This is a genomic window from Streptomyces sp. SID13726, from assembly GCF_010548375.1.
Classification (GTDB): Bacteria; Actinomycetota; Actinomycetes; order Streptomycetales; family Streptomycetaceae; genus Streptomyces.
The window spans coordinates 150,606-177,045 of record NZ_JAAGLY010000003.1 but is presented as its reverse complement, the minus strand read 5'-3'; the positions used below and the strand labels follow the sequence as shown (position 1 = coordinate 177,045).

Here is a 26,440-nt window from a genome sequence, read left to right as displayed (position 1 = left end):
CCCAGGTGAAAAAGGCAATGGCTAACGAAGAAAAGCTCCGCGAATACCTCAAGCGCGTCGTGGCCGACCTGGACGACGCGCACCAGCGCCTGCGCGAGGTGGAGGAGGCCGACGGCGAACCCATCGCCATCGTCGGCATGGCCTGCCGTTTCCCCGGTGGAGTGCGTTCCCCCGAGGATCTGTGGCGGCTGGTCGCCGACGGCACCGACGCCATCGGCGGCTTCCCGGAGGACCGCGGCTGGGACCTCGACTCCCTCTACGACCCCGACCCCGACTCCCCGGCCAAGGGCACCAGTTATGCCCGCGAGGGCGGATTCCTGCGCGACGCCGGGGAGTTCGACCCCGGCTTCTTCGGCATCTCGCCGCGCGAGGCCCTCGTCATGGACCCGCAGCAGCGGCTGCTCCTGGAGACCGCCTGGGAGGTCTTCGAGCACGCCGGCATCGACCCGGCCACCGCACGCGGCTCCCGCACCGGCGTGTTCGTCGGCACCAACGGCCAGGACTACGCCGCCCTCCTCCCCGGCGCCCCGGAAGGCGGCGAGGGCTATCTGGCCACCGCCACCGCCGCCAGTGTCGTCTCCGGCCGTATCTCCTACACCTTCGGACTGGAAGGGCCGGCCGTCTCCGTGGACACGGCGTGCTCCTCCTCCCTGGTCGCCCTGCACCTGGCCGTGCGCGCCCTGCGCTCCGGTGAGTGCACGATGGCCGTCGCCGGCGGCGTGACCGTCATGTCGACGCCCGGCGCGTTCGTCGAGTTCTCCCGCCAGCGCGGCCTCGCCGCCGACGGCCGCTGCAAGCCGTTCGCCGCCGCGGCCGACGGCACCGGCTGGGGCGAGGGCGTCGGCCTCCTCCTGGTCGAACGCCTCTCCGCCGCCCGCCGCCTGGGCCACCGCGTGCTCGCCGTGGTGCGCGGCTCGGCGGTCAACCAGGACGGCGCCTCCAACGGTCTGACGGCCCCGAACGGTCCCTCCCAGATCCGCGTCATCCGCGACGCCCTCAGCAACGCCCGCCTCACCCCCGACCACATCGACGTCGTGGAGGCCCACGGCACCGGTACGGCACTCGGTGACCCGATCGAGGCGCAGGCGCTGCTGGCGACGTACGGCAAGGAGCGCGCCGACGACCGGCCGCTGCTCCTCGGCTCGGTGAAGTCCAACATCGGTCACACGCAGGCCGCTTCGGGTGTGGCCGGTGTGATCAAGATGGTGATGGCGATGCGGCACGGGCTGTTGCCGCAGACCCTGCACGTCGACGCCCCCTCCCCGCACGTGGACTGGTCGGCGGGCGCGGTGGAACTGCTGACCGAGGCACGGGACTGGCCGGAGACGGGCCGTCCGCGCCGGGTCGCGGTGTCGTCCTTCGGCGTCAGCGGCACCAACGCCCACACCATCCTCGAACAGGCGCCCCAGGAGCCCGAGTCGGCCGCTCCCGGACCCGCCACCACCCCCACGCTCCTCCCATGGCCGCTCACCGCCCGCACCGAACCGGCCCTCCGCGCCCAGGCCGCCCGCCTGGCGACCCACCTGGACGCCCGCCCCACCCAGCCCGCCCTCGACACGGCCCACGCCCTCACGACCACCCGCTCAGCCCTCAACCACCGAGCGGTCCTCCTCGGCCAGAACCACGCCGATTTCACCGAGACCCTGCGCGCGTTCGCAGCGGGCGACACGTCCACGAGCGTGGTTCGCGGCGCGACGATCACCGACCCGCGCACCGCGTTCCTGTTCTCGGGACAGGGGAGTCAGAGGGTTGGTGCGGGGCGGGAGTTGTACGGCGCGTATCCGGTGTTCGCGGCTGCGTTGTATGAGGTGTGCGCGCACTTTGATGGGTTGCGGGAGGTGTTGTTCGACGACGAGTCCGGTCGTATTGATCGGACGGAGTTCACGCAGCCGGCGCTCTTCGCCCTTGAGGTGGCGTTGTTCCGGTTGTTGGAGTCGTGGGGTGTCGTCCCTGATTTCATGGCTGGTCATTCGATCGGTGAGATCGCGGCGGCGTATGTGGCGGGTGTGTGGTCGCTGGAGGATGCCTGCGCTTTGGTGGCGGCTCGTGGTCGGTTGATGGGGGCGTTGCCGGTGGGTGGCGCGATGCTGGCGGTGGAGGCGTCCGAGGCCGAGGTGTTGCCGCTGCTGGACGAGCGGGTGGCGGTTGCAGCTGTCAACGGTCCGTCGTCGGTGGTCGTTTCCGGGGACGCGGTTGCGGTGGCTGAGTTGGAGGCGCGGTGGCGTGAAGAGGGCGTGCGGGTCAAGCAGCTGACGGTCAGTCATGCGTTCCATTCGCCGTTGATGGACCCGATGCTGGACGACTTCCGCGCCGTGGCTGAGGGGTTGTCATACGACGCCCCGCGTATCCCTGTGGTCTCCAACCTGACCGGCGAGCTGGCGACCGCCGAGGAGTTGTGCTCGCCGGAGTACTGGGTCCGCCACGTCCGAGGGACCGTCCGATTCGCCGACGGCATCTCCGCGCTGCATCGCGCGGGCATCCGTACGTTCCTCGAACTCGGTCCCGGCGGTGTGCTGAGCGGCATGGCCCTGACCGCATCCGCACCGCTGGACGAGGCAGTCGAGGTGGCGGGTGACGAGGCGGAGCGTACGGTCGCCGTGCCGTCGCTGCGGCGCGGCCACACCGAGGTGGCCACGCTGCTTGCGGCCGTCGCTGCCCTGTACGTACGGGGAGTGCCGGTCGAGTGGCCGGTGCTGACGTCCGGCGGACGCCGGGTCGAGCTGCCGACGTATGCCTTCCAGCACGAGCGGTACTGGCTGGAAGGAGCCGGGGCGCAGCAGACCGGCGGCACCGGTGCCGACGCTGCCTTCTGGCGGGTCGTCGAGCGCGGTGACGTGGATGAGTTCAGCCGTGTGCTCGGCGTGGACGCCGGTGAGGTGCTGGAGGGGGCCGGTGCGGTGCTGCCGGCCCTGGCGGACTGGTGGCAGCGCAGGCGCGCCGCAGCCCAGGCCGACGGATGGCGGTACCGCGTCATGTGGCGCCCGGCGCCCGGCTTCGGCGCCGCCATGGACACCCTGCTCACCGGCCGCTGGCTCCTGATCACCACGGGAACCGACAGCGACCGCGATGTGTCGACCTGGCTTGCCGGGACGCTGGGTTCGGCCGGTGCCGAGACCGTGTCGCTGGACCTCTCGGACGAGAGCCGAGCCGCCCTCGCCGACCGGATCGCAACCGCCGTGGGAGACACCCCGCTGGGTGGAGTACTGCTGCTCGCGGCTGCCGGGACAGCGGAGGTCACCGGCAGCGTGCTGACCGCGATCCAGGCTCTGGCGGACACGGGCATCACCGTCGACGGTGGGGTGTGGTGTGTGACGCGTGGTGCGGTGTCTACGTCTGGTGTTGGTGGTGTGGTGCGGCCGGAGTTGGCTGCGGTGTGGGGTCTGGGGCGGGTGGTGGGTCTTGAACTGCCTGCTCTGTGGGGTGGGTTGGTGGATCTGCCGGAGGTTCTGGACGGGCGTGTGGGGGGTCGGCTGTGCGGGGTCCTCGGTCGGCGGAGTGAGGACCAGGTCGCGGTGCGGTCGTCGGGAGTCTTTGTGCGGCGGCTGGTTCCGGGCGCCCGGGACGCGGTTGCGGGTGGTGACTGGTCGCCGTCGGGGACGGTGTTGGTGACGGGTGGGCTTGGTGGTCTGGGTGTGCGGGTGGCGCGGTGGGTGGTGGAGCGGGGTGCTGAGCGGGTGGTTCTGCTCGGCCGCCGTGGGTTGGCGTCGCCGGGCGCAGGGGATGTGGTGGCGGAGCTGGAGGGGCTCGGCGCGCAGGTGCGGGTCGAGGCCTGCGACGTCACCGATTCCGACGCCCTCGCCGCTGTCGTCGAGCGCATCGACGCCGACGGCCCGCCCCTGACCGCCGTGGTGCACACGGCCGGCACCGCCGACTCGGCGCCTCTGTTGGAGACTTCGGGTGAGGAGTTGGCCCGGGTGATGCGGGCCAAGGTGCTGGGTGCGGACAATCTGGATGCGGTGCTCGGTGAGCGGGCGTTGGACGCGTTCGTGGTGTTCTCGTCGATCTCCGGGGTGTGGGGGAGCGGCGAGCAAGCGGCCTACTCGGCGGCCAATGCCTATGCGGACGGCTTGGTGGTGGCGCGGCGGGCGCGGGGGTTGGTGGGGGGCGCGCTGGCGTGGGGGCCGTGGGCTGAATCCGGTATGGCGGCCGGTGGTGTGGCGGGTCGGGAGTTGGCTCGGCGTGGGCTGAGGCCGCTGGATCCGGATGTTGCGGTGGGGCTGCTGGCGGGTGTGGGTGAGGCGTCGGTTGTGGTGGCGGATGTGGAGTGGGAGCGGTTTGCTCCGGCGTTCACGTCTGTGCGGGCTTCGACGTTCTTCGACGAGATACCCGCGGCCCGTCACGCCCTCGACACCACCGTCGGCGACGACGCGTCGTTCACCGCGCGGTTGGCGGCACTGCCCGAGACCGAGCGCGGCCGGCACCTCCTGGAGACCGTGCGCGGCGCCGTAGCCGCCGTTCTCGGCCATGCCGCCGCGGACGACGTCGAATCGAGCCGTGCCTTCAAGGACATGGGGTTCGACTCCCTCACCGCCGTCGAACTCCGCAACCGCCTCGCCGACGACACGGGCGTACGGCTGCCCGCCACTGCGGTCTTCGACTTCCCCACCCCCACTGCACTCGCCCGCCACTTGCGCACCCTGCTGACCGATCTCCCCGAACAGCCCACCGGTGAAAGGTCGTTGGTCACTGTCCGTACCGACGACGAACCGATCGCCGTCGTCGCCATGGCCTGCCGCTACCCCGGCGGTATCGGCTCCCCGGAAGAGCTGTGGAACTTCGTCAAGGACGCCCGGGACGCGGTGGGTCCGTTCCCGGACGACCGCGGCTGGGACATCGAGACGCTCTACGACCCTGAGCCCGGCCGCTCCGGCCAGAGCTACACCCGCTTCGGCGCCTTCCTCGACCACCCCGCCACCTTCGACGCCGGGCTGTTCGGGATCTCGCCGCGTGAGGCCCTCGCGATGGACCCCCAGCAACGCCTGCTCCTTGAGACCGCCTGGGAGACCCTGGAGCGTGCGGGCCTGGACCCGACCGGCCTACGTGGCTCCCGTACCGGCGTGTTCGTCGGCACCAACGGCCAGGACTACGCCGCCCTCCTCACCCACGCCCAGGAGGAACTGGGCGGTCACCTGGGCACGGGGAACGCCGCGAGTGTGGTGTCGGGTCGGTTGGCGTACAGCTTTGGGCTTGAGGGTCCGGCGGTGACGGTGGACACGGCGTGTTCGTCGTCGTTGGTGGCGTTGCATTTGGCGGTGCAGGCGTTGCGTGCGGGTGAGTGTGATCTGGCGCTTGCTGGTGGTGTGACGGTGATGTCGACGCCGGGTGCGTTCGTGGAGTTCAGCAGGCAGCGGGGTTTGGCTGTGGATGGCCGGTGCAAGGCGTTTGCCGCCGGTGCGGACGGCACGGGGTGGGGTGAGGGTGTCGGTCTGCTGCTGGTCGAACGGCTCAGCGACGCCCGCCGCAACGGACACCAGGTGCTCGCCGTGGTCCGCGGCTCGGCCGTCAACCAGGACGGCGCCTCCAACGGCCTGACCGCACCCAACGGTCCCTCCCAACAGCGCGTTATCCGGCAGGCGTTGGCCGCCGCCGGACTCACGGCATCTGAGGTGGACGCGGTCGAGGCGCACGGCACCGGCACATCGCTCGGCGACCCGATCGAGGCACAGGCCCTGCTGGCCACCTACGGCCAGGACCGGGAAACGCCCCTGTGGTTGAGCTCGGTGAAGTCGAACATCGGTCATACGCAGGCTGCTTCGGGTGTGGCCGGTGTGATCAAGATGGTGATGGCGATGCGGCACGGTCTGCTGCCGCGTACCTTGCACGTCGACGCCCCTTCACCGCACGTCGACTGGTCGGCGGGCGCGGTGGAACTGCTGACCGAGGAGCGGGCGTGGCCGGAGACCGGCCGTGTCCGTCGAGCCGCCGTCTCCTCCTTCGGGATGAGCGGCACCAACGCCCACATGGTCATCGAACAGGCCCCGGAGCCGCCGGTCACCGAGCGGGCGGAGCCGGTCGGCAGGCCCGTGCCGTGGCTGTTGTCCGGCCAGACCGAGGCCGCGCTGTGGGCGCAGGCGGCGCGGCTCACTGAGTCCGTCCGCGACCGCGACGACTGGGACGCGCATGACATCGCGCTGTCCTTGGCGACGGGACGGGCCGCTCTGTCGCACCGGGCGGCGGTCGTTGCCGGTGACCGGCAGGGCCTCCTGGAGGGACTGGCGGCCCTGGCGGCGGGGGACGCCGGGAGTACGGGTGTCGTGTCCGGAACGGCGCGCGAGGATGCGCTCGCCGCGTTCCTGTTCTCGGGACAGGGCAGCCAACGGCCAGGTGCCGGGCGGGAGTTGTATGACGCGCATCCGGCGTTCGCGGACGCGCTGGACGAGGTGTGCGCACGCTTCGACGGGCTGCGGGAGGTGCTGTTCGCGGAGGCGGACGGTGCCGGTCTGATCGACAGGACCGAGTACACGCAGCCGGCCCTGTTCGCTCTGGAAGTCGCGTTGTTCCGCCTGCTGGAGTCCTGGGGGGTGCGTCCGGACTTCGTGGCGGGACATTCGATCGGTGAGATCACGGCCGCCTACGTGGCGGGCGTGTGGTCCCTTGAAGACGCCTGCGCGCTGGTGGCTGCCCGTGGCCGTCTGATGGGCGCGCTGCCAGAGGGCGGCGCGATGCTCGCCGTCGGGGCTTCGGAGGCCGAGGTACTCCTGTCGCTGGACGAGCGGGTGACGGTCGCCGCCGTCAACGGTCCGTCGTCGGTGGTCGTCTCCGGTTACGCGGACGCGGTGGCCGAGTTGGAGGCTCGCTGGCGTGAAGAGGGCCTGCGCGTCAAGCAGCTGACGGTCAGTCATGCCTTTCACTCGCCACTGATGGACCCGATGCTGGACGACTTCCGTACGGTTGCCGAGGGGCTGACGTACGAGGCTCCACGCATCCCCGTCGTCTCCAACCTCACCGGCGAGATCGCGACCCCCGAGGAGCTGTGCTCGCCGGAGTACTGGGTCCGCCACGTCCGGGAGGCCGTCCGATTCGCCGACGGTATACGGGTGTTGCACGGTGAGGGCGTCCGTACGTTCATCGAGCTCGGCCCTGACGCCGTCCTCACCTCGATGGCCCAGCACTGCCTGCCCGACGCGGACGACGAATCCGTCTGCCTGCCCGTGCTGCGCAAGGAGCGCGCCGAGAGCGGTTCCGTGAACGCCATGCTCGCGGGGTGGCATGTGCGTGGCGGCACCGTGGACTGGGCCAGGTACTTCGACGGCAGCGGGGCGCGCCGGGTCGAGCTGCCGACGTACGCCTTCCAGGGTGAGCGCTTCTGGCCGCGTCCCGGGGTGGGTGCCAGCGGCGACGCGGGGGCCTACGGCATCGCGGGCGTACGGCATCCCCTGGTCGGCGGCCGTCTGCTGCTGGCTGATCAAGGGTCGCTTCTGCTGACCGGTGCGCTGTCGCTGCGCACCCACCCCTGGCTGGCCGACCACCAGGTGATGGGCGCCGTACTGCTCCCGGCCACGGCCTTCATGGAACTCGCGCTGTGCGCCGGAGAGGAGACGGGCTGCGACCGTGTCGAGGAACTGACCCTGACCGACCCCCTGATCCTGCCGAACACGGGCACGGTGCAACTCCAGGTCCGGGTCGACCCCGCCGACGAACACGGTCGGCGTCCCGTGGGCATCTACTCGCGGACCGGCGACGCTCTCGACACGGACGGCGAGGCCTGGACCAGGCATGCCTTCGGCACCCTCGCCCTGTCCGAACAGGTCGCGTCCGACGCCGACTTCACCTCCTGGCCGCCCGCCGGAGCCGAGCCCGTCGAGATGTCCCCCGAGGCGCTGTACGCCGGGCTTGAGGAGGCCGGTTACCGGTACGGGAGCACATTCCGGGCACTGACGGCAGCCTGGCGGCGCGACGACGAGACGTATGTCGAGGTGGCCCTGCCCGAGCAGAACGAGGCCGACGGAAGCGCCTTCGCCGTGCACCCGGCGCTGCTGGACGCCGTCCTGCACGGAATCGGCCTCGGCACGCTGCTGCCCGAGACCGACGGTGGGCGTGGCCGGCTGCCGTTCGCCTGGTCGGGCGTGTCGGTTCCGGCCGGTGGCGCGTCCGTGCTGCGCGGGCGGCTCCGGGCGATTGGCCCGGACACCGTGGACGTCACCCTGGCTGACACCGACGGCCGCACTGTCGCCGTCGTCGAGTCACTCACCCTGCGGGAGGCGACCGGTGCACTGGTTCGGCGCACCGAGCCGCTGTACCGGGTCCAGTGGACGCAGGCGGCCATCACGCCGGAGCGGCCCGTCGACCTCGCTGTCCTCGGCCCTGACCCGTTGGACTGCGCCAGCGCGCTCTCCGCCCGCCGGGTCGCGGACCTCGCGTCCCTCTCGTTCGCCGACCGCCTGCCCGGCGTCGGGGTACTCACCTGGACCGGTGAACCCGCCCTCGACGGCCTCCTGGGCGTCCTACAGGGATGGCTCGACGACGACCGGTTCGCAGAGGCGCGACTCGCTGTCGTGACGCGGGGCGCGATCGACGGAGATGACGGGGACGACGGGGACGGCTTGGGTGCCGCCGCGGTGTGGGGTCTGGTGCGGTCGGCGCAGTCGGAGAATCCGGGCCGTTTCGTGCTGGTCGACGTGGACGGTACGGCGGAGTCCTGGGCCGCCCTCGCGAACGTCCTCGGCGGCCCCGAAGAGCAGGTGGCGCTGCGTCACGGCGCCGTTTCGCTGCCCCGTTTGGCGCGGGTCGGCGGTGACGAAACGCTGCCGGTGCCGGCCGGTACGGAGGCCTGGCGTCTGCAGAGTGCGGAGCGGGGGAGTCTGGACGCGCTGGAGTTGGTGGCGTATCCGGAGGCCGCAGCCGGATTGGCTGAGGGCCAGGTGCGGATCGGGGTGCGAGCGGCTGGGCTCAACTTCCGTGATGTGTTGGGTGCGTTGGGGATGTATCCGGAGGTGGTGCCGCTGGGGATCGAGGCGGCTGGTGTGGTGACCGAAGTCGGTCCGGGGGTCACGGATCTGGCGGTCGGTGACCGGGTGTTCGGGATGGTGCCGGGCGGTCTGGGGTCGGTGACCGTGTCGGATCGGCGGTTGGTGGCTCGGGTGCCGGAGGGGTGGTCGTTCGCGGAGGCTGCGTCCGTTCCGATCGTGTTCCTCACCGCTCTGTACGCGTGGCGGGATTTGGCGGGGTTGCGGGCGGGTCAGTCGGTGCTGGTGCATGCGGGTGCGGGCGGTGTGGGTATGGCCGCGATTCAGCTGGCTCGGTACATGGGTGCTGAGGTGTATGCGACGGCCAGTCCCGGTAAGTTGGACACCCTGCGGGCCCTGGGATTGGACGACGACCACATCGCCTCTTCGCGGGATACATCATTTGCGGAGAAATTCTCCGGCATTGATGTGGTGCTGAACTCGCTGACCGGTGAGTTCATAGACGCATCTCTGCGGGTGCTGGCGGAGGATGGCCGGTTCCTGGAAATGGGCAAGACCGACATCCGCGAGATGTCGGGCGTGGACTACACGGCCTTCGATCTGTTCGAGGCGGGTCCGGACCGGATCGCTGAACTCCTCGAAGAGTTGCTGGAGTTGTTCGCCGCCGGTGATCTGTCTGTGCTGCCTCTGCGGGCGTGGGACATTCGGCAGGCGCGGGATGCGTTCCGGTTCATGAGCCAGGCCCGCCACACCGGCAAGGTGGTGCTGACGGTCCCGGCCCCGCTCGACCCTGCTGGGACGGTGCTGATCACCGGTGGTACGGGTGGTCTGGGTGCGCTGGTGGCCCGGCATGTGGTGGCCGAACACGGGGCGCGACGCCTGCTGTTGCTCTCCCGCCGGGGCCTGGATGCGCCGGGTGCCGAGGAGTTGTGGCGGGAGCTGACGGAGGCTGGTGCCGAGGTCCGTATCGAGGCGTGTGATGTGTCCGACCGGGACGCACTCGCCGCGCTGCTGGAGGGTGAGCGGCTGACCGCCGTAGTGCACACGGCGGGTGTCCTGGACGACGGCCTGCTGGAGTCGCTGACTGCCGAGCGCCTGGACACCGTATGGGCGCCGAAGGCCGAAGCCGCCCGCCACCTCCACGAACTCACGGCCGATCAAGACCTGTCCGCCTTCGTTCTCTTCTCCTCGCTCGCGGCCGTTCTCGGCTCAGCTGGACAAGCCAACTACTCCGCCGCGAACGCCTACTTGGACGCATTGGCCCAGCGCCGTGCACGCCAGGGACTTCCCGCGACGTCCCTCGCGTGGGGGCCGTGGGCCACGGCGACGGGCATGACCGGTGCTCTGGACGAGGCCGATATCCAGCGCATGAGCCGTGCCGGGCTCGGGGCGCTCGACGCCGAGCTGGGGCTGGCGCTGCTGGATCAGGCGTGGGCCGGGGCTGATGCGGCCGTGGTGCCCGCGCGGCTGGAGCTGACGAGGCTGCGGGGCGCAGACGCGGCACCGGAGACCGTTCCGCCGTTGCTGCGCGCTCTGGTGGCGGCCGGATCCGCGCCCCGGCGTGCCCTGGCGGCGCGGCGCACGGGCGGTGCGGAGGCGGCCGGTGATTCGCTCGCCGAGCGTCTGCGGGTGCTGGAACCGGCCGAACGTCATGCGCGGCTCGCCGAGTTGACGCTCTCGCACATCGGCGCCGTACTCGGGCATGGGAGCTCGGCGGCCGTGGACCGGCAGCAGTCGTTCAAGGATCTGGGCTTCGACTCGTTGACCGCCGTGGAACTGCGCAACCGCCTGAACGCCGCGACCGGGCTGCGCCTGCCCGCCACACTGATCTTCGACCATCCGACGCCGTACGCCCTCATCGACCACCTGCTGCTGTCGCTGGTCGGTGAGGAACCCGCCCCGGCCGTCGCCCGCCCCACACGTACGGCTCGGGACGGTGACGACGACCCGGTGGTCATCGTCGGCATGGCCTGCCGCTACCCCGGAGGCGTCGACTCACCGGACACGCTGTGGCACTTGGTCGCCGACGGCGCCGATGCCATCACCGCGATGCCCACGAACCGGGGCTGGGACCTCGAAGGGCTCTTCCACCCGGACCCGGACCACCCCGGCACCAGCTACACCCGCGCGGGAGGCTTCCTGCACGACGCGGACCAGTTCGATCCGAGGTTCTTCGGTATCTCGCCGCGCGAGGCACTCGCCATGGACCCGCAACAGCGGCTCCTGCTGGAGACCTCGTGGGAGGTCTTCGAGCACGCCGGCGTCGATCCCCGTACGGCACGCGGCAGTCGGACCGGCGTGTTCGTCGGCGCCGCCTTCCAGGGCTACGGTCCGCCGCCCGGCGAGGCACCGCAGGAGGTGGAGGCACATCTGCTGACCGGCAACGCGGGCAGTGTGGTCTCCGGACGGCTCGCCTACACCTTCGGCCTGGAAGGCCCGGCGGTCACCATCGACACCGCCTGCTCGTCCTCCCTCGTCGCCCTGCACATGGCCGCGCAGTCGCTGCGGTCCGGCGAATGCGACATGGCCCTCGCCGGTGGAGCGGCGGTCATGTCGTCGCCCACGATGTTCGTACAGTTCAGCCGACAGCGCGGGCTGGCCGCCGACGGCCGCTGCAAGTCCTTCGCGGACACCGCCGACGGCACCGGCTGGTCCGAGGGCGTCGGCATGCTGCTCATGGTGCGTCTGAGCGACGCCCGTCGTCTCGGCCACCGTGTGCTCGCCGTGGTGCGTGGCTCGGCGGTCAACCAGGACGGTGCGTCCAACGGTCTGACCGCTCCCAACGGCCCGTCCCAGCAGCGCGTGATCCGCGACGCCCTGACCGCGGCCGGCCTGGCACCGGCCGATGTGGATGCCGTGGAGGCCCACGGCACCGGCACCCGGCTCGGTGACCCCATCGAGGCACAGGCCGTGCTCGCCACCTACGGACAACGGCGCCCCGAGGACCGGCCGTTGTGGCTGGGCTCCATCAAGTCGAACATCGGCCACACCCAGGCCGCGGCAGGCGTCGGCGGCGTCATCAAGATGGTCATGGCGATGCGCGCCGGTGAACTGCCCCGCACCCTGCACATCGACCGGCCCACCGGAGAGGTCGACTGGACGGCCGGATCGGTACGCCTCCTCACCGAGCCCGTCGCCTGGCAGCCCGGCGAACGACCACGCCGCGCGGGCGTCTCGTCCTTCGGCATCAGCGGCACCAACGCCCACGTCATCATCGAGGAACCCCCGACACCGGAACCGGCCCCCGACCACGCCGAGACCGACCTGCCCTCGCCCGCCGACGTCCCGCTGCTGCTCTCCGCACGCGATCCCCACGCCCTGGCGGCCCAGGCCGCGCGCCTCGCCACCCACCTGCGCGCCCACCCCGACGCCCGCCCCCAGGACATCGCCCTCACCCTCACCACCGGCCGAGCGGTGTGGGACCACAGGGCCGCCGTGGTCGGCGCCGACCACGCCGAACTCACGACCGCCCTGGCCGCCGTGGCAGACGGCCGTACGCCATCTGCCGCCATGACGGGAGCCAGCGGGACGGGGGGAGCGCTGGCGTTCTTGTTCTCGGGGCAAGGGAGCCAACGGGTGGGTGCGGGGCGTGAGTTGTACGGCGCCTATCCGGTGTTCGCCGCCGTTCTGGAAGAGGTGTGTGCGCACTTCGATGGGTTGCCGGAGGTGTTGTTCGCTGACGAGTCCGGGTTGATTGACCGGACGGAGTGGACCCAGCCTGCGTTGTTCGCCATCGAGGTGGCGTTGTTCCGGCTGCTGGAGTCGTGGGGCGTCAAGCCGGACTTCGTCGCCGGACACTCCATCGGTGAGATCACGGCCGCGTATGTGGCGGGGGTGTGGTCGCTGGAGGATGCCTGCGCTCTGGTTGCGGCTCGTGGCCGGTTGATGGGTGCGTTGCCGGAGGGCGGCGCGATGCTTGCGGTCGAGGCGTCCGAGTCCGAGGTGCTCCCGCTGCTGGACGAGCGGGTTTCTGTGGCGGCGGTGAACGGTCCGTCGTCGGTGGTCGTCTCCGGGGACGCGGATTCGGTGGCCGAGTTGGAGGCGCGCTGGCGTGAACAGGGTCTGCGGGTCAAGCGGCTGACGGTCAGTCATGCGTTCCATTCGCCGTTGATGGACCCGATGCTGGACGACTTCCGCACGGTTGCCGAGGGCCTGTCGTACGACGCCCCGCGCATCCCCGTCGTCTCCAACCTCACCGGCGAGATCGCGACCCCCGAGGAGTTGTGCTCGCCGGAGTACTGGGTCCGCCACGTCCGGGGGACCGTCCGATTCGCCGACGGCATCGGTGCTCTCCAGGGCCAAGGTGTCCGTACGTTCATGGAGTTGGGCCCCGACGGCGTGCTGTCCGCCATGGCCCAGCAGTCGTTGGACGATGAGGCGACCTGTCTGCCCACCCTGCGCCGGGGACGTCCGGAGCAGCGGTCCGTGATGGCCGCGCTGGCGGGAGCCTGGGTTCGTGGGGCGGTGCGGCCCGACTGGACGCGGTACTTCGCCGGTGCGGGCGTCCGGCAGGTCGAGTTGCCGACGTACGCCTTCCAACGGGACCGCTACTGGCTGTCGGCCGGGAACAGGCGGAACGCGGCCTCGACCGCGCCGTCGACCACGGACCTTCTGCGGTACCGGGTCGAATGGCGTGAGCTGGCCGACCGGGTGTCCGATGCGTTCCTCAGCGGCCGATGGGTCGTCCTTGCTGAGGCGGACACCGCCGACACCGCGCTGCACGGGTGGCTCGCCGCCGCGCTGCGTGACGCCGGTGCCGAGGCCGAGACTCTGTCGTTGCCCCGCAGCGCGGCCGGTCGTGCCGAGGCGCTTGGAGGTCTGGCTGACTGGACCGACGTGACCGGGGTGATCGTCATCTCGGGACCCGTTACCGGCGAGGCGTCCGAGACGGACGCCACCGAACGGCTCCTCACGACCCTCCAGGCTTTGCAGAAGATCGGTGCACACGCCCCTGTGTGGTGTGTGACGCGTGGTGCGGTGTCTACGTCTGGTGCTGGTGGTGTGGTGCGGCCGGAGTTGGCTGCGGTGTGGGGTCTGGGGCGGGTGGTGGGTCTTGAACTGCCTGCTCTGTGGGGTGGGTTGGTGGATCTGCCGGAGGTTTTGGACGGGCGTGTGGGGGGTCGGCTGTGTGGGGTCCTCGGGCGGCGGAGTGAGGATCAGGTCGCGGTGCGGTCGTCGGGAGTCTTCGTACGGCGGCTGGTTCCGGGCGAGTCTGCTGGTGCAGGGGTCACTGGTTGGTCCCCGTCGGGGACGGTGTTGGTGACGGGTGGGCTTGGTGGTCTGGGTGTGCGGGCGGCCCGGTGGGTGGTGGAGCGGGGTGCTGAGCGCGTGGTTCTGCTCGGTCGTCGTGGGCTGCGGTCGCCGGGTGCCGCGGGTGTGGTGGCGGAGTTGGAGGGGCTCGGGGCACAGGTGCTGGTCGAGGCCTGCGACGTCACCGACCGCCATGCTCTCGCGCAGGTGATCGACTCCCTGAGTGACGACATTCCGTTGACCGCCGTCGTCCATGCCGCCGGAGTGGACGACTCCGGAGCCCTGTTGGAGACCTCGGGCGAGGAGTTGGCCCGGGTGATGCGGGCGAAGGTGCTCGGTGCGGCCCATCTGGATGCGGTGCTGGGTGAGCGGTCGTTGGATGCGTTCGTGGTGTTCTCGTCGATTGCCGGGGTGTGGGGGAGTGGCGGCCAGGCTGCCTATTCGGCGGGGAATGCTTATCTCGACGGTTTGGTGGTGGCTCGGCGGGCGCGGGGGTTGGTGGGGTGTGCGGTGGGGTGGGGGCCGTGGGCTGGTTCGGGTATGGCGGCCGGTGGTGTGGCGGGTCGGGAGTTGGCTCGGCGTGGGCTGAGGCCGCTGGATCCGGATGTTGCGGTGGGGCTGCTGGCGGGTGTGGGTGAGGCGTCGGTTGTGGTGGCGGATGTGGAGTGGGAGCGGTTTGCTCCGGCGTTCACGTCTGTGCGGGCTTCGACGTTCTTCGACGAGATACCCGCGGCCCGCCACGCCCTCGACACCACCGTCGGCGACAGCTCCGAGATCGCCGTACCGCAACTGGTCCTGCGACTCGCCGACCTGTCCGTCGCCGAGCAGCTCTCGCACCTGGTGGACACGGTCTGCGCGGAAGCCGCGAGTGTGCTCGGCTACGGTTCCGGCGCGGACGTGGAGGCCGACGCCGCCTTCCGAGACCTCGGCTTCGACTCTCTGATGGCCGTGGAGTTGCGCAATCATCTCGCTGCGGCAACCGGTCTGCGGTTGCCGAGTGGTGTGGTGTTCGATCATCCGACGCCGGTGGTGTTGGCGGGGTGGTTGCGGGAGCGGCTGGTGGGTGCGGAGGCGCCAGCTGTGCCCGTGTCTGTGTCGGCGTCGGTGGATGAGCCGATCGTGATCGTGGGTATGGCGTGCCGTTTCCCGGGTGGGGTGGATTCTCCGGAGGCGTTGTGGCGGCTGCTGTCCGAGGGAGGTGACGCGATCGCAGGGTTCCCTGAAGACCGTGGCTGGGACCTGGAGTCCCTGTTCGACGCGTCCGGGGAACGGCCCGATTCCACGTACGTTCGTGTCGGTGGGTTCCTGGACGGGGCCGGCCGTTTCGATGCGGGGCTGTTCGGGATCTCGCCGCGTGAGGCCCTCGCGATGGACCCCCAGCAGCGGCTGCTCCTTGAGACCGCCTGGGAGACCCTGGAGCGCGCGGGCCTGGACCCCTCCGGCCTGCGTGGCTCCAGCACCGGTGTGTTCGTCGGCACCAACGGCCAGGACTATCCGGCGCTTCTGGCGGAGGCGTATGCCGAGTTGGGCGGTCATCTGGGTACGGGTAATGCGGCGAGTGTGGTGTCGGGTCGGTTGGCGTACAGCTTTGGTCTTGAGGGTCCGGCGGTGACGGTGGACACGGCGTGTTCGTCGTCGTTGGTGGCGTTGCATTTGGCTGCTCAGGCGTTGCGTGCGGGTGAGTGTGATTTGGCGTTGGCTGGTGGTGTGACGGTGATGTCGACGCCGGCGACGTTTGTGGAGTTCTCGCGGCAGCGGGGTTTGGCGGCGGATGGCCGGTGCAAGGCGTTCGCTGCGGGGGCGGACGGTACGGGTTGGGGTGAGGGTGTCGGGTTGTTGCTGGTGGAGCGGTTGTCGGATGCCCGCCGTAACGGGCATCAGGTGCTCGCCGTGGTGCGTGGTTCGGCCGTCAACCAGGACGGTGCGTCCAATGGTCTGACTGCGCCCAACGGTCCGTCTCAGCAGCGGGTGATCCGGCAGGCGTTGGCCGCCGCTGGACTCACGGCATCCGAGGTGGACGCGGTCGAGGCGCACGGCACCGGCACATCGCTCGGCGACCCGATCGAGGCGGAGGCGTTGCTGGCGACGTACGGCCAGGGGCGTGACGCTGAGCGGCCGTTGTGGCTGGGTTCGGTGAAGTCGAACATCGGTCATACGCAGGCGGCTGCCGGTGTCGCGGGTGTGATCAAGATGGTGATGGCGATGCGGCACGGGGTGCTGCCGCCGACCCTGCACGTCGACGCCCCCTCCCCGCACGTCGACTGGTCTTCAGGCGGGGTACGCCTCCTGACCGACGCCCAGGAATGGCCGGAGAACGGTCACCCACGCCGGGCAGCCGTCTCGGCGTTCGGCATCAGCGGCACCAACGCGCACGCCGTACTCGAACAGGCCCCGTCGGAGGACTCCCTCATCCCTCATGAGCCGGATACAGAGGACGACAGCCCTCTTCCCGTCGCCTGGCCACTCTCCGCGCACAGCCCGGCCGCGCTCGCGGCACAGGCGGCCCGACTTGCCGAGGACTCGTCCCTACGACAGCTGCCGCCGGCCGAAGTGACCCGCGCGCTCACCGAAACCCGCGCGCTTCTGCCCCACCGGGCTGTAGTGCTGGGCGCCGACTCCACCGACCTGTTCTCGGGACTCGCCGGGTTGGCTTCGGCGGACGGCGGCGACCTTCCGCTCAACGTCGTGCAGGGCAGTGCGGTCCGGGGCCGTACCGCGTTCCTCTTCTCGGGGCAGGGCAGCCAACGGGCCGGTGCGGGAGGGGAGTTGTATGACGCTTACCCCGTGTTCGCGGATGCCCTGGACGAGATCTGCGGCCACTTCGAGGGACTCCGAGAGGTCCTGTTCGCCGACGAGTCGGGCCTGATCGACCGGACCGAGTACACCCAGCCCGCCCTGTTCGCCCTTGAGGTCGCATTGTTCCGGCTGCTGGAGTCCTGGGGTGTGAGCCCCGACCATGTGGCCGGGCACTCCATCGGTGAGATCACTGCCGCGTACGTGGCGGGCGTGTGGTCGCTGGAGGACGCCTGCACGCTGGTCGCAGCCCGCGGTCGTCTGATGGGCGCGCTGCCGGAGGGCGGGGCGATGCTGGCGGTCGAGGCGTCCGAGTCCGACGTACGGGCGGAGTTGGACGACCGTGTCGCGATAGCCGCCGTCAACGGCCCCTTGTCAGTGGTGGTTTCCGGGGACGCGCAGGTGATCGCCTCGTTGGAGGCGAAGTGGCGCGCGAAGGGACGCCGAGTGAGGATTCTGACGGTCAGTCATGCGTTCCACTCGCCGTTGATGGACCCGATGTCGGCCGACTTCCGCGCAGTGGCCGAGGGGCTGACGTACGAGGCTCCGCGCATTCCCGTCGTCTCCAACCTCACCGGCGAAGCCGCCACCGCCGAGGAGTTGCGCTCGCCGGAGTACTGGGTCCGCCACGTCCGAGAGGCGGTCCGCTTCGCCGACGGCATCCGCACCCTGAGTGCCCAAGGCGTACGCAACTACGTGGAAGTGGGTCCCGGCGGGGTGCTCACCGCGATGGCGCAGGATGTGCTGGATGCCGAGGACGGGTCGTCGGGCGCGGAGGTCGTCGCCGTTCTGCGTGGCGGCGGCGGACGGACCGAACCGGAGTCGCTCACGCGAGCCGCCGCCCGGCTCCACGTACGTGGTGTCCAGGTGAACTGGACGGCGGTGGCGCCGGGTTCGGGGCGGCGTGGACGTCCGGTGACGTTGCCGACGTACGCGTTCCAGCGCGAACGGTACTGGCCGAAGCCGATGACCGGACGTGGCGGCGGCAACGCGGCAGGACTTGGCATCCGCGTCGCCGAACACCCGCTGCTGGGCGCGGTGGTGCATCGCGCCGACGGCGAAGGTGCCGTCATCACGGGCGCGTTGTCGCTGCGCAGCCACCCCTGGCTGGCCGACCATCGAGTGCTGGACACGGTGGTCGTGCCCGGCACGGCGCTGCTCGAACTCGCGGTCGCCGCCGGTGACCGGTTCGGCTGCGACCGGGTCGAGGAACTCATGCTCGGCGCACCGATGACCCTCCCGGAGACCGGCGGAATCGACGTGCAGGTGACCGTCGAACCGGCCGACGCGCACGGCAGGTTCGACATCGCCGTGTACTCCCGTCCGAGCGGTGACGACGGATCGGACGCCGACTGGACCAGGCACGCGAGCGGAGCCCTCGCCACCCGGTCGGACGCTCCCGTCGTCCAGGACCTGGGTGTCTGGCCGCCTGAAGGCGCGGAACCCGTCGCCCTGGACGGCCTCTACGACGGTCTCGCCGGAACGGGCCTGCGATACGGGCCGGTCTTCCGCGGGCTGACAGCGGCCTGGACCCGCGACGACGAGGTCTTCGCCGAGGTGGTGCTGCCCGACAAGGCCACCGACCGCACGGGCTTCGGCGTGCACCCCGCCCTCCTCGACACCGCACTCCACGCCATCGCCCTGGGCGGACTGCTGCCCGCCCCCGAGGGTGGGCGCGGGCGGCTGCCGTTCGCCTGGTCGGACGTTGCGGTCCTGGCCGCCGACGCCTCCGTACTGCGCGTCCGCCTGACCCGCAGCGGACCGGAGGCCGTCTCGCTTCTCGCTGTCGACCCCGCTGGCACCCCTGTCATCACGGTGGGATCGCTCGCGTTGCGCGAGGTGTCCGACGAGCCCCTGAGCCGCCGTACACCTCTGCACCGGCTCGACTGGGCGGAGTGGACGGACGAAGCGGCGACCAGCGAGGACGCTGACGACAGCCCGGTCACCGTCCTCGGAGACGCTCTCGGCGCGGCAGAGGCCCTGAACGGCGTCAGCCGCGCGAGTCTGGCCGACGTACCGGACGGTGACGGCATGGTCGTGCTGCCCTGCTCCGGTACGGGGGCGACCGCGAGGGCGCTCGGGGTGGTCCAGGAGTGGCTGACCGACGAGCGGTTCGCCGGTCGACGGCTGACCGTGCTGACGCGGGGCGCGATCGACGGGGATGACGGGGACGGCTTGGACGCCGCCGCGGTGTGGGGTCTGGTGAGGTCGGCGCAGACGGAGAATCCGGGCCGTTTCGTGCTGGTCGACGTGGACGGTACGGCGGAGTCCTGGGCCGCACTCGCCTCAACCCCTGACCAGGCGGTGGTGCGGAACGGCGTTGTCTCGGTGCCGAGGGTGGTGCGAGAGGAACGTTCCGATGAACTGACCCTCCCGGTCGGATCCGAGCCCTGGCGTCTGGACAGTGTGGCACGCGGGTCGCTCGACGGCTTGGAGATCGCACCCGCGCTCACGGCGACGGCTGCCTTGGTCGAGGGTCAGGTGCGGGTTGCGGTGCGGGCTGCGGGGGTGAACTTCCGGGATGTTCTCAATGCGTTGGGGATGTATCCGGAGGTGGTGCCGTTGGGGATCGAGGCGGCTGGTGTGGTGACCGAAGTCGGTCCGGGGGTCACGGACCTGGCGGTCGGTGACCGGGTGTTCGGGATGGTGCCGGGTGCCATGGGGAACGTCGTGGTGTCGGATCGGCGGTTGGTGGCTCGGGTGCCGGCGGGGTGGTCGTTCGCCCAGGCTGCGTCCGTTCCGATCGTGTTCCTCACCGCTCTGTACGCGTGGCGGGACTTGGCGGGGTTGCGGGCGGGGCAGTCGGTGTTGGTGCATGCGGGTGCCGGCGGTGTCGGTATGGCCGCCATCCAGCTGGCTCAGCACATGGGTGCGGAGGTGTATGCGACGGCCAGCCCTGGTAAGTGGGACACCCTGCGAGCCTTGGGGTTGGACGACGACCACATTGCTTCCTCGCGGGACATTGGCTTTGCGGAGAAGTTCTCCGGTATGGATGTGGTGCTGAATTCGCTTGCGGGTGAGTTCGTGGACGCGTCGGTGCGGGTGTTGGCTGATGGTGGCCGGTTCCTGGAGATGGGCAAGACCGACATCCGCGAGATGGCGGGCGTGGACTACACGGCCTTCGATCTGTTCGAGGCGGGTCCGGACCGGATCGCTGAACTCCTTGCAGAGCTGCTGGGGTTGTTCGCCGCCGGTGATCTGGCCCTACTGCCGTTGCGGGCGTGGGACATTCGGCAGGCGCGGGATGCGTTCCGGTTCATGAGCCAGGCCCGTCACACCGGCAAGGTGGTGCTGACGGTCCCCGCCCCGCTCGACCCTGCTGGGACGGTGCTGATCACCGGTGGTACGGGTGGTCTGGGTGCGCTGGTGGCCCGGCATGTGGTGACCGAACACGGGGCACGGCGCCTGCTGTTGCTCTCTCGTCGGGGCCTGGATGCGCCGGGTGCCGAGGCGTTGTGCCGGGAGCTGACGGAGGCTGGTGCCGAGGTCCGTATCGAGGCGTGTGATGTGTCCGACCGGGACGCACTCGCCGCGTTGCTGGAGGGTGAGCGGCTGACCGCCGTCATCCACACGGCCGGTGTCCTGGACGACAGCCTGGTCACGGCCCTGACTCCCGAGCGCCTGGACACCGTATGGACGCCCAAGGCCGAAGCCGCCCACCACCTCCACGAACTGACAGCTCATCAAGACCTGTCGATATTCGCCCTGTTCTCCTCCGCATCGGCCCTCTTCGGCGGCGCTGGCCAGGCCAACTACGCTGCCGCGAACGCCTACTTGGACGCCCTCGCCGCCCACCGCCGGATCAGCGGGTTGCCCGCGACTTCGATCGCCTGGGGACCGTGGTCCCGGGAAAGTGGGATGACAAGGGATCTCACCGATGCGGATCTCCGGCGGATGGCGGAAGGTGGCGTCCTGCCGCTCGAACCCGCTGATGGGCTGGCGCTGTTGGACGCGGCCTGGGCGAGCGCCGATCCGCGCCCTGTCGCGGTGCGGCTGGATCTGGCGGCCTTGCGCCGTGGACAGGCCGTGCCGGAGCTGCTCGGCGGGCTGGTGCGCCGAGGCAAGGGAACGCGCCGGGCTCTGGCGCATCAGGGCGCACTGGCCGGCACCGTGCCCGGTGGGCTGGCCGAGAGGCTGGTCGGCCGGAGCGGGCGGGAGCGCGAGCAGTTGCTGCTCGACGTCGTACGCGGCCAGGTCGCGGCGGTCCTCGGACACGGCAACCCGGCGGCCATCGACGTCGAACAGCCCTTCAAGGACCTGGGGTTCGACTCGCTGACCTCCGTGGAGCTGCGGAACCGGCTCGCCACCGCGACCGGGCTCAAGCTGCCCGCGACCCTGGTCTTCGACCATCCGACCGTACGGGCGCTGGCCGCCTTCTGCGGCGGTGAACTGCCAGGTGCCCCCGCACAGGCCGAACCCGTCGAGGCGCCGTCCGTCGCTCCGGGCGGCGGGGACGAGCCCATCGCCGTCATCGGTATGGCCTGCCGCTTCCCGGGCGGGGTGCGCTCGCCGGAGGACCTCTGGCAGCTGGTGGCCGACGGGACGGACGCGGTCGGAGGCTTCCCCGCCGACCGGGGCTGGGATCTGACCGGGCTGTTCGACCCGGATCCGGCGCGCACCGGGACGTCGTACGTCAATGAGGGCGGATTCCTGTACGACGTGGCCTCTTTCGACCCGGCCTTCTTCGGGATCTCGCCGCGCGAGGCGCTCGCCATGGACCCGCAGCAGCGACTGCTGCTGGAGACGGCGTGGGAGGCCTTCGAACGCGCCGGGATCGATCCCCGTTCGGTGCGCGGCAGCCGGGCCGGTGTGTTCGTGGGTGCCGCGCCCTCCGGGTACGGCATGCACACCGGTGCCGACGGCGCGGCGGGACAGGACGGTGTGGAGGGACACCTGCTGACCGGCAACACCGGAAGCGTCGTGTCCGGGCGGCTGGCCTACACGTTCGGCACCGAGGGGCCCGCGGTGACGGTGGACACGGCGTGCTCCTCCTCGCTGGTCGCGCTGCATCTGGCCGGTCAGTCGCTGCGGCGGGGCGAGTGCACGATGGCGCTGGTCGGCGGCGCGGCGGTGATGGCCACGCCCGGTATGTTCACCGAGTTCAGCAGGCAGCGCGGGCTGGCCGCCGACGGCCGGTGCAAGTCGTTCGCGGAAGCGGCCGACGGCACCGGCTGGGCGGAGGGCGTCGGCATGGTCATCGTCGAGCCGCTCTCCGAGGCCCGGCGGCTGGGCCACCCGGTCCTGGCGGTGGTCCGCGGCTCGGCCGTCAACCAGGACGGTGCCTCCAACGGGCTGACCGCTCCCAACGGCCCTTCCCAACAGCGTGTCATCCGGGCCGCGTTGGCTGATGCCGGCCTCGCGCCGGGTGACGTGGACGCCGTCGAGGCCCACGGCACCGGAACCCCGTTGGGCGACCCCATCGAGGCCCAGGCGCTCCTCGCCACCTACGGGCGGGAGCGGCCGGAGGACCGGCCGCTGTGGCTCGGTTCGCTGAAGTCCAACATCGGCCACGCGCAGGCCGCCGCCGGAATCGGCGGACTGATGAAGATGGTGCTGGCCATGCGGCACGGAATGCTGCCCCGCACCCTGCACGTCGACCGGCCGACCGGGCAGGTCGACTGGGAGACGGGTGCCGTGCGCCTGCTGACCGACGCCCGGCCGTGGGAGCGCGCCGGGCACCCCCGACGCGCCGGTATCTCGGCGTTCGGGATCAGCGGGACGAACGTCCACACCATCATCGAGGAACCCGGCACCATCATCGAGGAACCCGACGGGGAACCCGGTCCCCGGCCCGCGACAGGCCCCGGCGTGGAAGGTGACAGGCCCCTGCTGTGGCCGCTGTCGGCCCGCTCCGACGACGCCCTGCGTGCCCGGGCCCGCGAACTGCGCACCCACCTCCTCGCCCACCCCGAAGCCCAGCCGCTCGAAGTCGCCCGCGCCCTGGCCGTCTCCCGTACGGCCTTCGAGCACCGGGCCGTCCTGACCGGCACCGACCGCGACGACCTGCTCGCCTCGCTGACTGCCCTGGCCGAAGGACGGGCCGTTCCGACCACCGTGCGCGGGCGGGCCGCGGAAGGCACCAACGGCGGTGCGAGCGCTGTCCTCTTCTCCGGGCAGGGCAGCCAACGGGTTGGCGCGGGACGGGAGTTGTACGACACCTGCCCCGTGTTCGCGGAGGCGCTGGACGAAGTGTGCGGACACTTCGACGGACTGCTGGAAGTCCCGTTGAGGGAGGTGCTGTTCGACGACGGCTCGGCCCTGATCGACCGGACCGAGTACACCCAGCCCGCGCTGTTCGCCCTGGAGGTGGCCCTGTTCAGGTTGCTGGAGTCGTGGGGCGTGCACCCGGACTACGTCACCGGACACTCGATCGGCGAACTCACGGCGGCCTTCGTGGCGGGTGTGTGGTCGCTGCCGGACGCCTGCGCACTGGTCGCGGCGCGTGGCCGTCTCATGGGTGCGCTGCCGGAGGGCGGTGCGATGCTCGCGGTGGAGGCGTCGGAGGCCGACGTGGTGCCCCGGTTGGACGAGCGGGTGGCGATCGCGGCCGTCAACGGCCCGTCGTCGGTCGTGGTGTCAGGGGCGGCGGAGGCCGTCGCCGAACTGGAGGCCGCCTGGCGTGAACAGGGCCTGCGTGTCAAGCGGTTGACGGTCAGTCACGCGTTCCACTCACCGCTGATGGAGCCGATGCTGGACGACTTCCGTACGGTCGCCGAGAAGTTGACGTACGACGATCCGCGCATCCCCGTCGTGTCGAACCTGACCGGCGAAGTCGCCGCCGCGGCGGACCTGTGCACCCCCGACTACTGGGTCCGCCATGTCCGCGAGGCGGTGCGCTTCGCCGACGGGATGCGGACGCTGCGCGAGCGCGGCGTGGCGACGTTTCTCGAAGTGGGCCCGGACGCCGTGCTGTCGGCGCTGGTACCACAAGGCGCCACCGGCCTGCCGGTGTTGCGCCGGGAGCGCGACGAGGTCCACACCCTCGCCCTGGCCGTCGCCGGGCTCGCGGTGCACGCCGGCGGCCTCGACTGGGCCGCCTACTACTCCGACACCGGCACTCCCTGTGTCGACCTGCCCACCTACCCCTTCCAGCGGGACAGCTACTGGCTGCGCAGCGCTCCGACTGCGGTGACCCCGGCCGCCGCCCCGATGCCGGAGTCGGACAGCCGGTTCTGGGAGGCCGTGGAGCGCCAGGACCTGGGCGCGCTCGGCGCGGGGCTGGAACTGGACGCCTCCCAGCCGCTCAGCGAGGTACTGCCCGCGCTGTCCTCCTGGCACCGGAGCCGTCGTGAACGGGCCCGCCTGGAGAGCTGGCGCTACCAGGTGCGCTGGGAACCCGCCCGGTGGACGCCGGCCCCCGCGCCGACCGGCCGCTGGCTGGTGCTCGTACCGGCCGGCACACTCGCCGAACTACCCCTCGCCGCCGACGCGTTGACCGCGCTCACCGAGCACGGTGTGGACGTCGTACGACTGGAAGTCGGCCCCGATGGCTCCGCCGGATCTGATGGCTCCGCCGACTCCGACGGTCCCGACGACTCGGCGCTGGCGGCACGGATCCGGACCGCGGTCGCGGACGCGCCGCCCACCGGTGTGCTCTCGCTGCTCGCCCTCGACACCCGCCCCCACCCCGGGCATCCGGCCCTGGGCACAGGCCTGGCCCTGACCGTGCCGCTGCCGCGCGCCCTCGCCGAGGCCGGTGTCACCGCGCCTCTGTGGTGCGTGACCCGGCAGACCGTCGACCTCGACCGGCAGGCCGCCAATCTCGACCGGCAGACCGCCAACCTCGACCGGCAGACCGCCAACCTCGACCGCCACGCCGCCCTTCGTGGCCGGGCGGGTGCGGCACCGGACCCACAGACCCCCGACAACGCCCCCACCGCAACCGCCCCGGACCCCCAACAGACCGCAATCGCCGCGCTCGGCCGGGTGATCGGTCTGGAGTACCCCGACCGCTGGGGCGGGGTCATCGATCTGCCGGCCACCCTGGACCGGCCCGCCCGGGCCCGGCTGCACGCCGTGCTCACCGCCGACCCGGCGACCCGGCCCACCGGCGACGACCAGCTCGCCGTACGGCCCGCGGGCGTGTTCGTACGGCGGCTCGCCCGGGCGCCGCTCGCGGAGGCGCCGGAGCAGGGCTGGCGCACCTCCGGGACCGCGCTCGTCACCGGCGGCACCGGAGCGCTCGGCGGGCATGTCGCCCGCTGGCTGGCTGGACGTGGTGCCGAGCGGCTGGTGCTCGTCAGCCGCAGCGGACCGGACGCGCCCGGCGCCGCCGACCTCGTCGCCGAGCTCGCCGAGAGCGGGGTGTCCGCGGAGGCGGTGGCCTGCGACATCACCGACAGCGCTCAACTGGCCGACGTGCTGGCCCGGTTGGAAGACGCCGAGACACCCGTACGCACTGTGGTGCACGCGGCCGGGGCCAGCGCCTCGGTGCCGCTCGCCGCCACGGGCGTCGCCGAGTTCGCCTCGGTCGTCGCCGCCAAGACGGAGGGCGCCAGGTATCTGGACGCCCTGCTGGACGGGCGGGAGCTGGATGCCTTCGTGCTGTTCTCCTCCATCGCCGGCGTCTGGGGCAGCGGCGGTCAGGCCGCCTACTCCTGCGGCAACGCCCACCTCGACGCCCTGGCCGCCGCCCGGCGTGCCAGGGGCGTGCCCGCCACCTCCGTGGCCTGGGGGCCGTGGGCCGGTGGTGGGATGGCCGCCGACCGGGACCGGGCCGAGCACCTGCGGCGCCGCGGACTGACCGCGATGGACCCGGCGGCGGCGCTCACCGCCCTCGGCCAGGCGCTGGACTCCGCCGAGACGAACGTGACCGTCGCCGACGTCGACTGGGCCACCTTCGTACCGCTGTTCACGTCCGCCCGTCCCTCGGCCCTGCTCGACGGGGTCCCCGAGGCCGCCGAAGCCGCCCGCCCCACGTCGGCACCCGTCGGCCGGACACCGGGCACGGACGGCGGCGGTGACGCGCTGCGCGACCGGATCGCGGCACTGCCGGACGACGAGCGCGACGAGGCACTCCTCGCGCTCGTCCGCGAACACGCGGCGGCCGCCCTCGGGTTCACCTCGGACCGGGCGGTCGAACCCGACCGGTCCTTCAACGCGATGGGCTTCGACTCGCTGACCGCCGTCGACTTCCGTACCCGCCTGTCGACCGCGACCAGCCTGACCCTCGCCGCCACAGTGGTCTTCGACCATCCCACCCCCACGGCCCTGGTCCGGCACCTGCGCGGCGAACTGCTCCCGGACGGCGGCTCACCCACCGACGCGCTGCTGGCCGAACTGGACCGGCTGGAGGCCACGGTGGCGGTCGGCGAGGCGGACAACCTGCTGCGCACCAAGGTGACGGTGCGGCTGCAGAGCCTCCTCGCCAAGTGGACCGGGCCCGAGCAGGAATCCGGTCCATCGGTGGCCGACACCCTTCAGGACGCCTCCGACGAGGAACTGCTCGACTTCATCAACCGCAACCTCGGACGTCCCTGACCGGGGTACCG

General features: G+C 71.4%; 1 protein-coding gene. It reads left to right on the top strand.

Annotation, left to right across the window (positions count from 1 at the left end; translation table 11 throughout):
- The first annotated feature begins 17 nt into the window (after positions 1-17).
- Positions 18-26,429, top strand: a complete 26,412-nt coding sequence (locus tag G3I78_RS51810; protein ID WP_239157703.1) for a type I polyketide synthase — start codon at positions 18-20, stop codon at positions 26,427-26,429.
- Positions 26,430-26,440 lie beyond the last annotated feature (11 nt).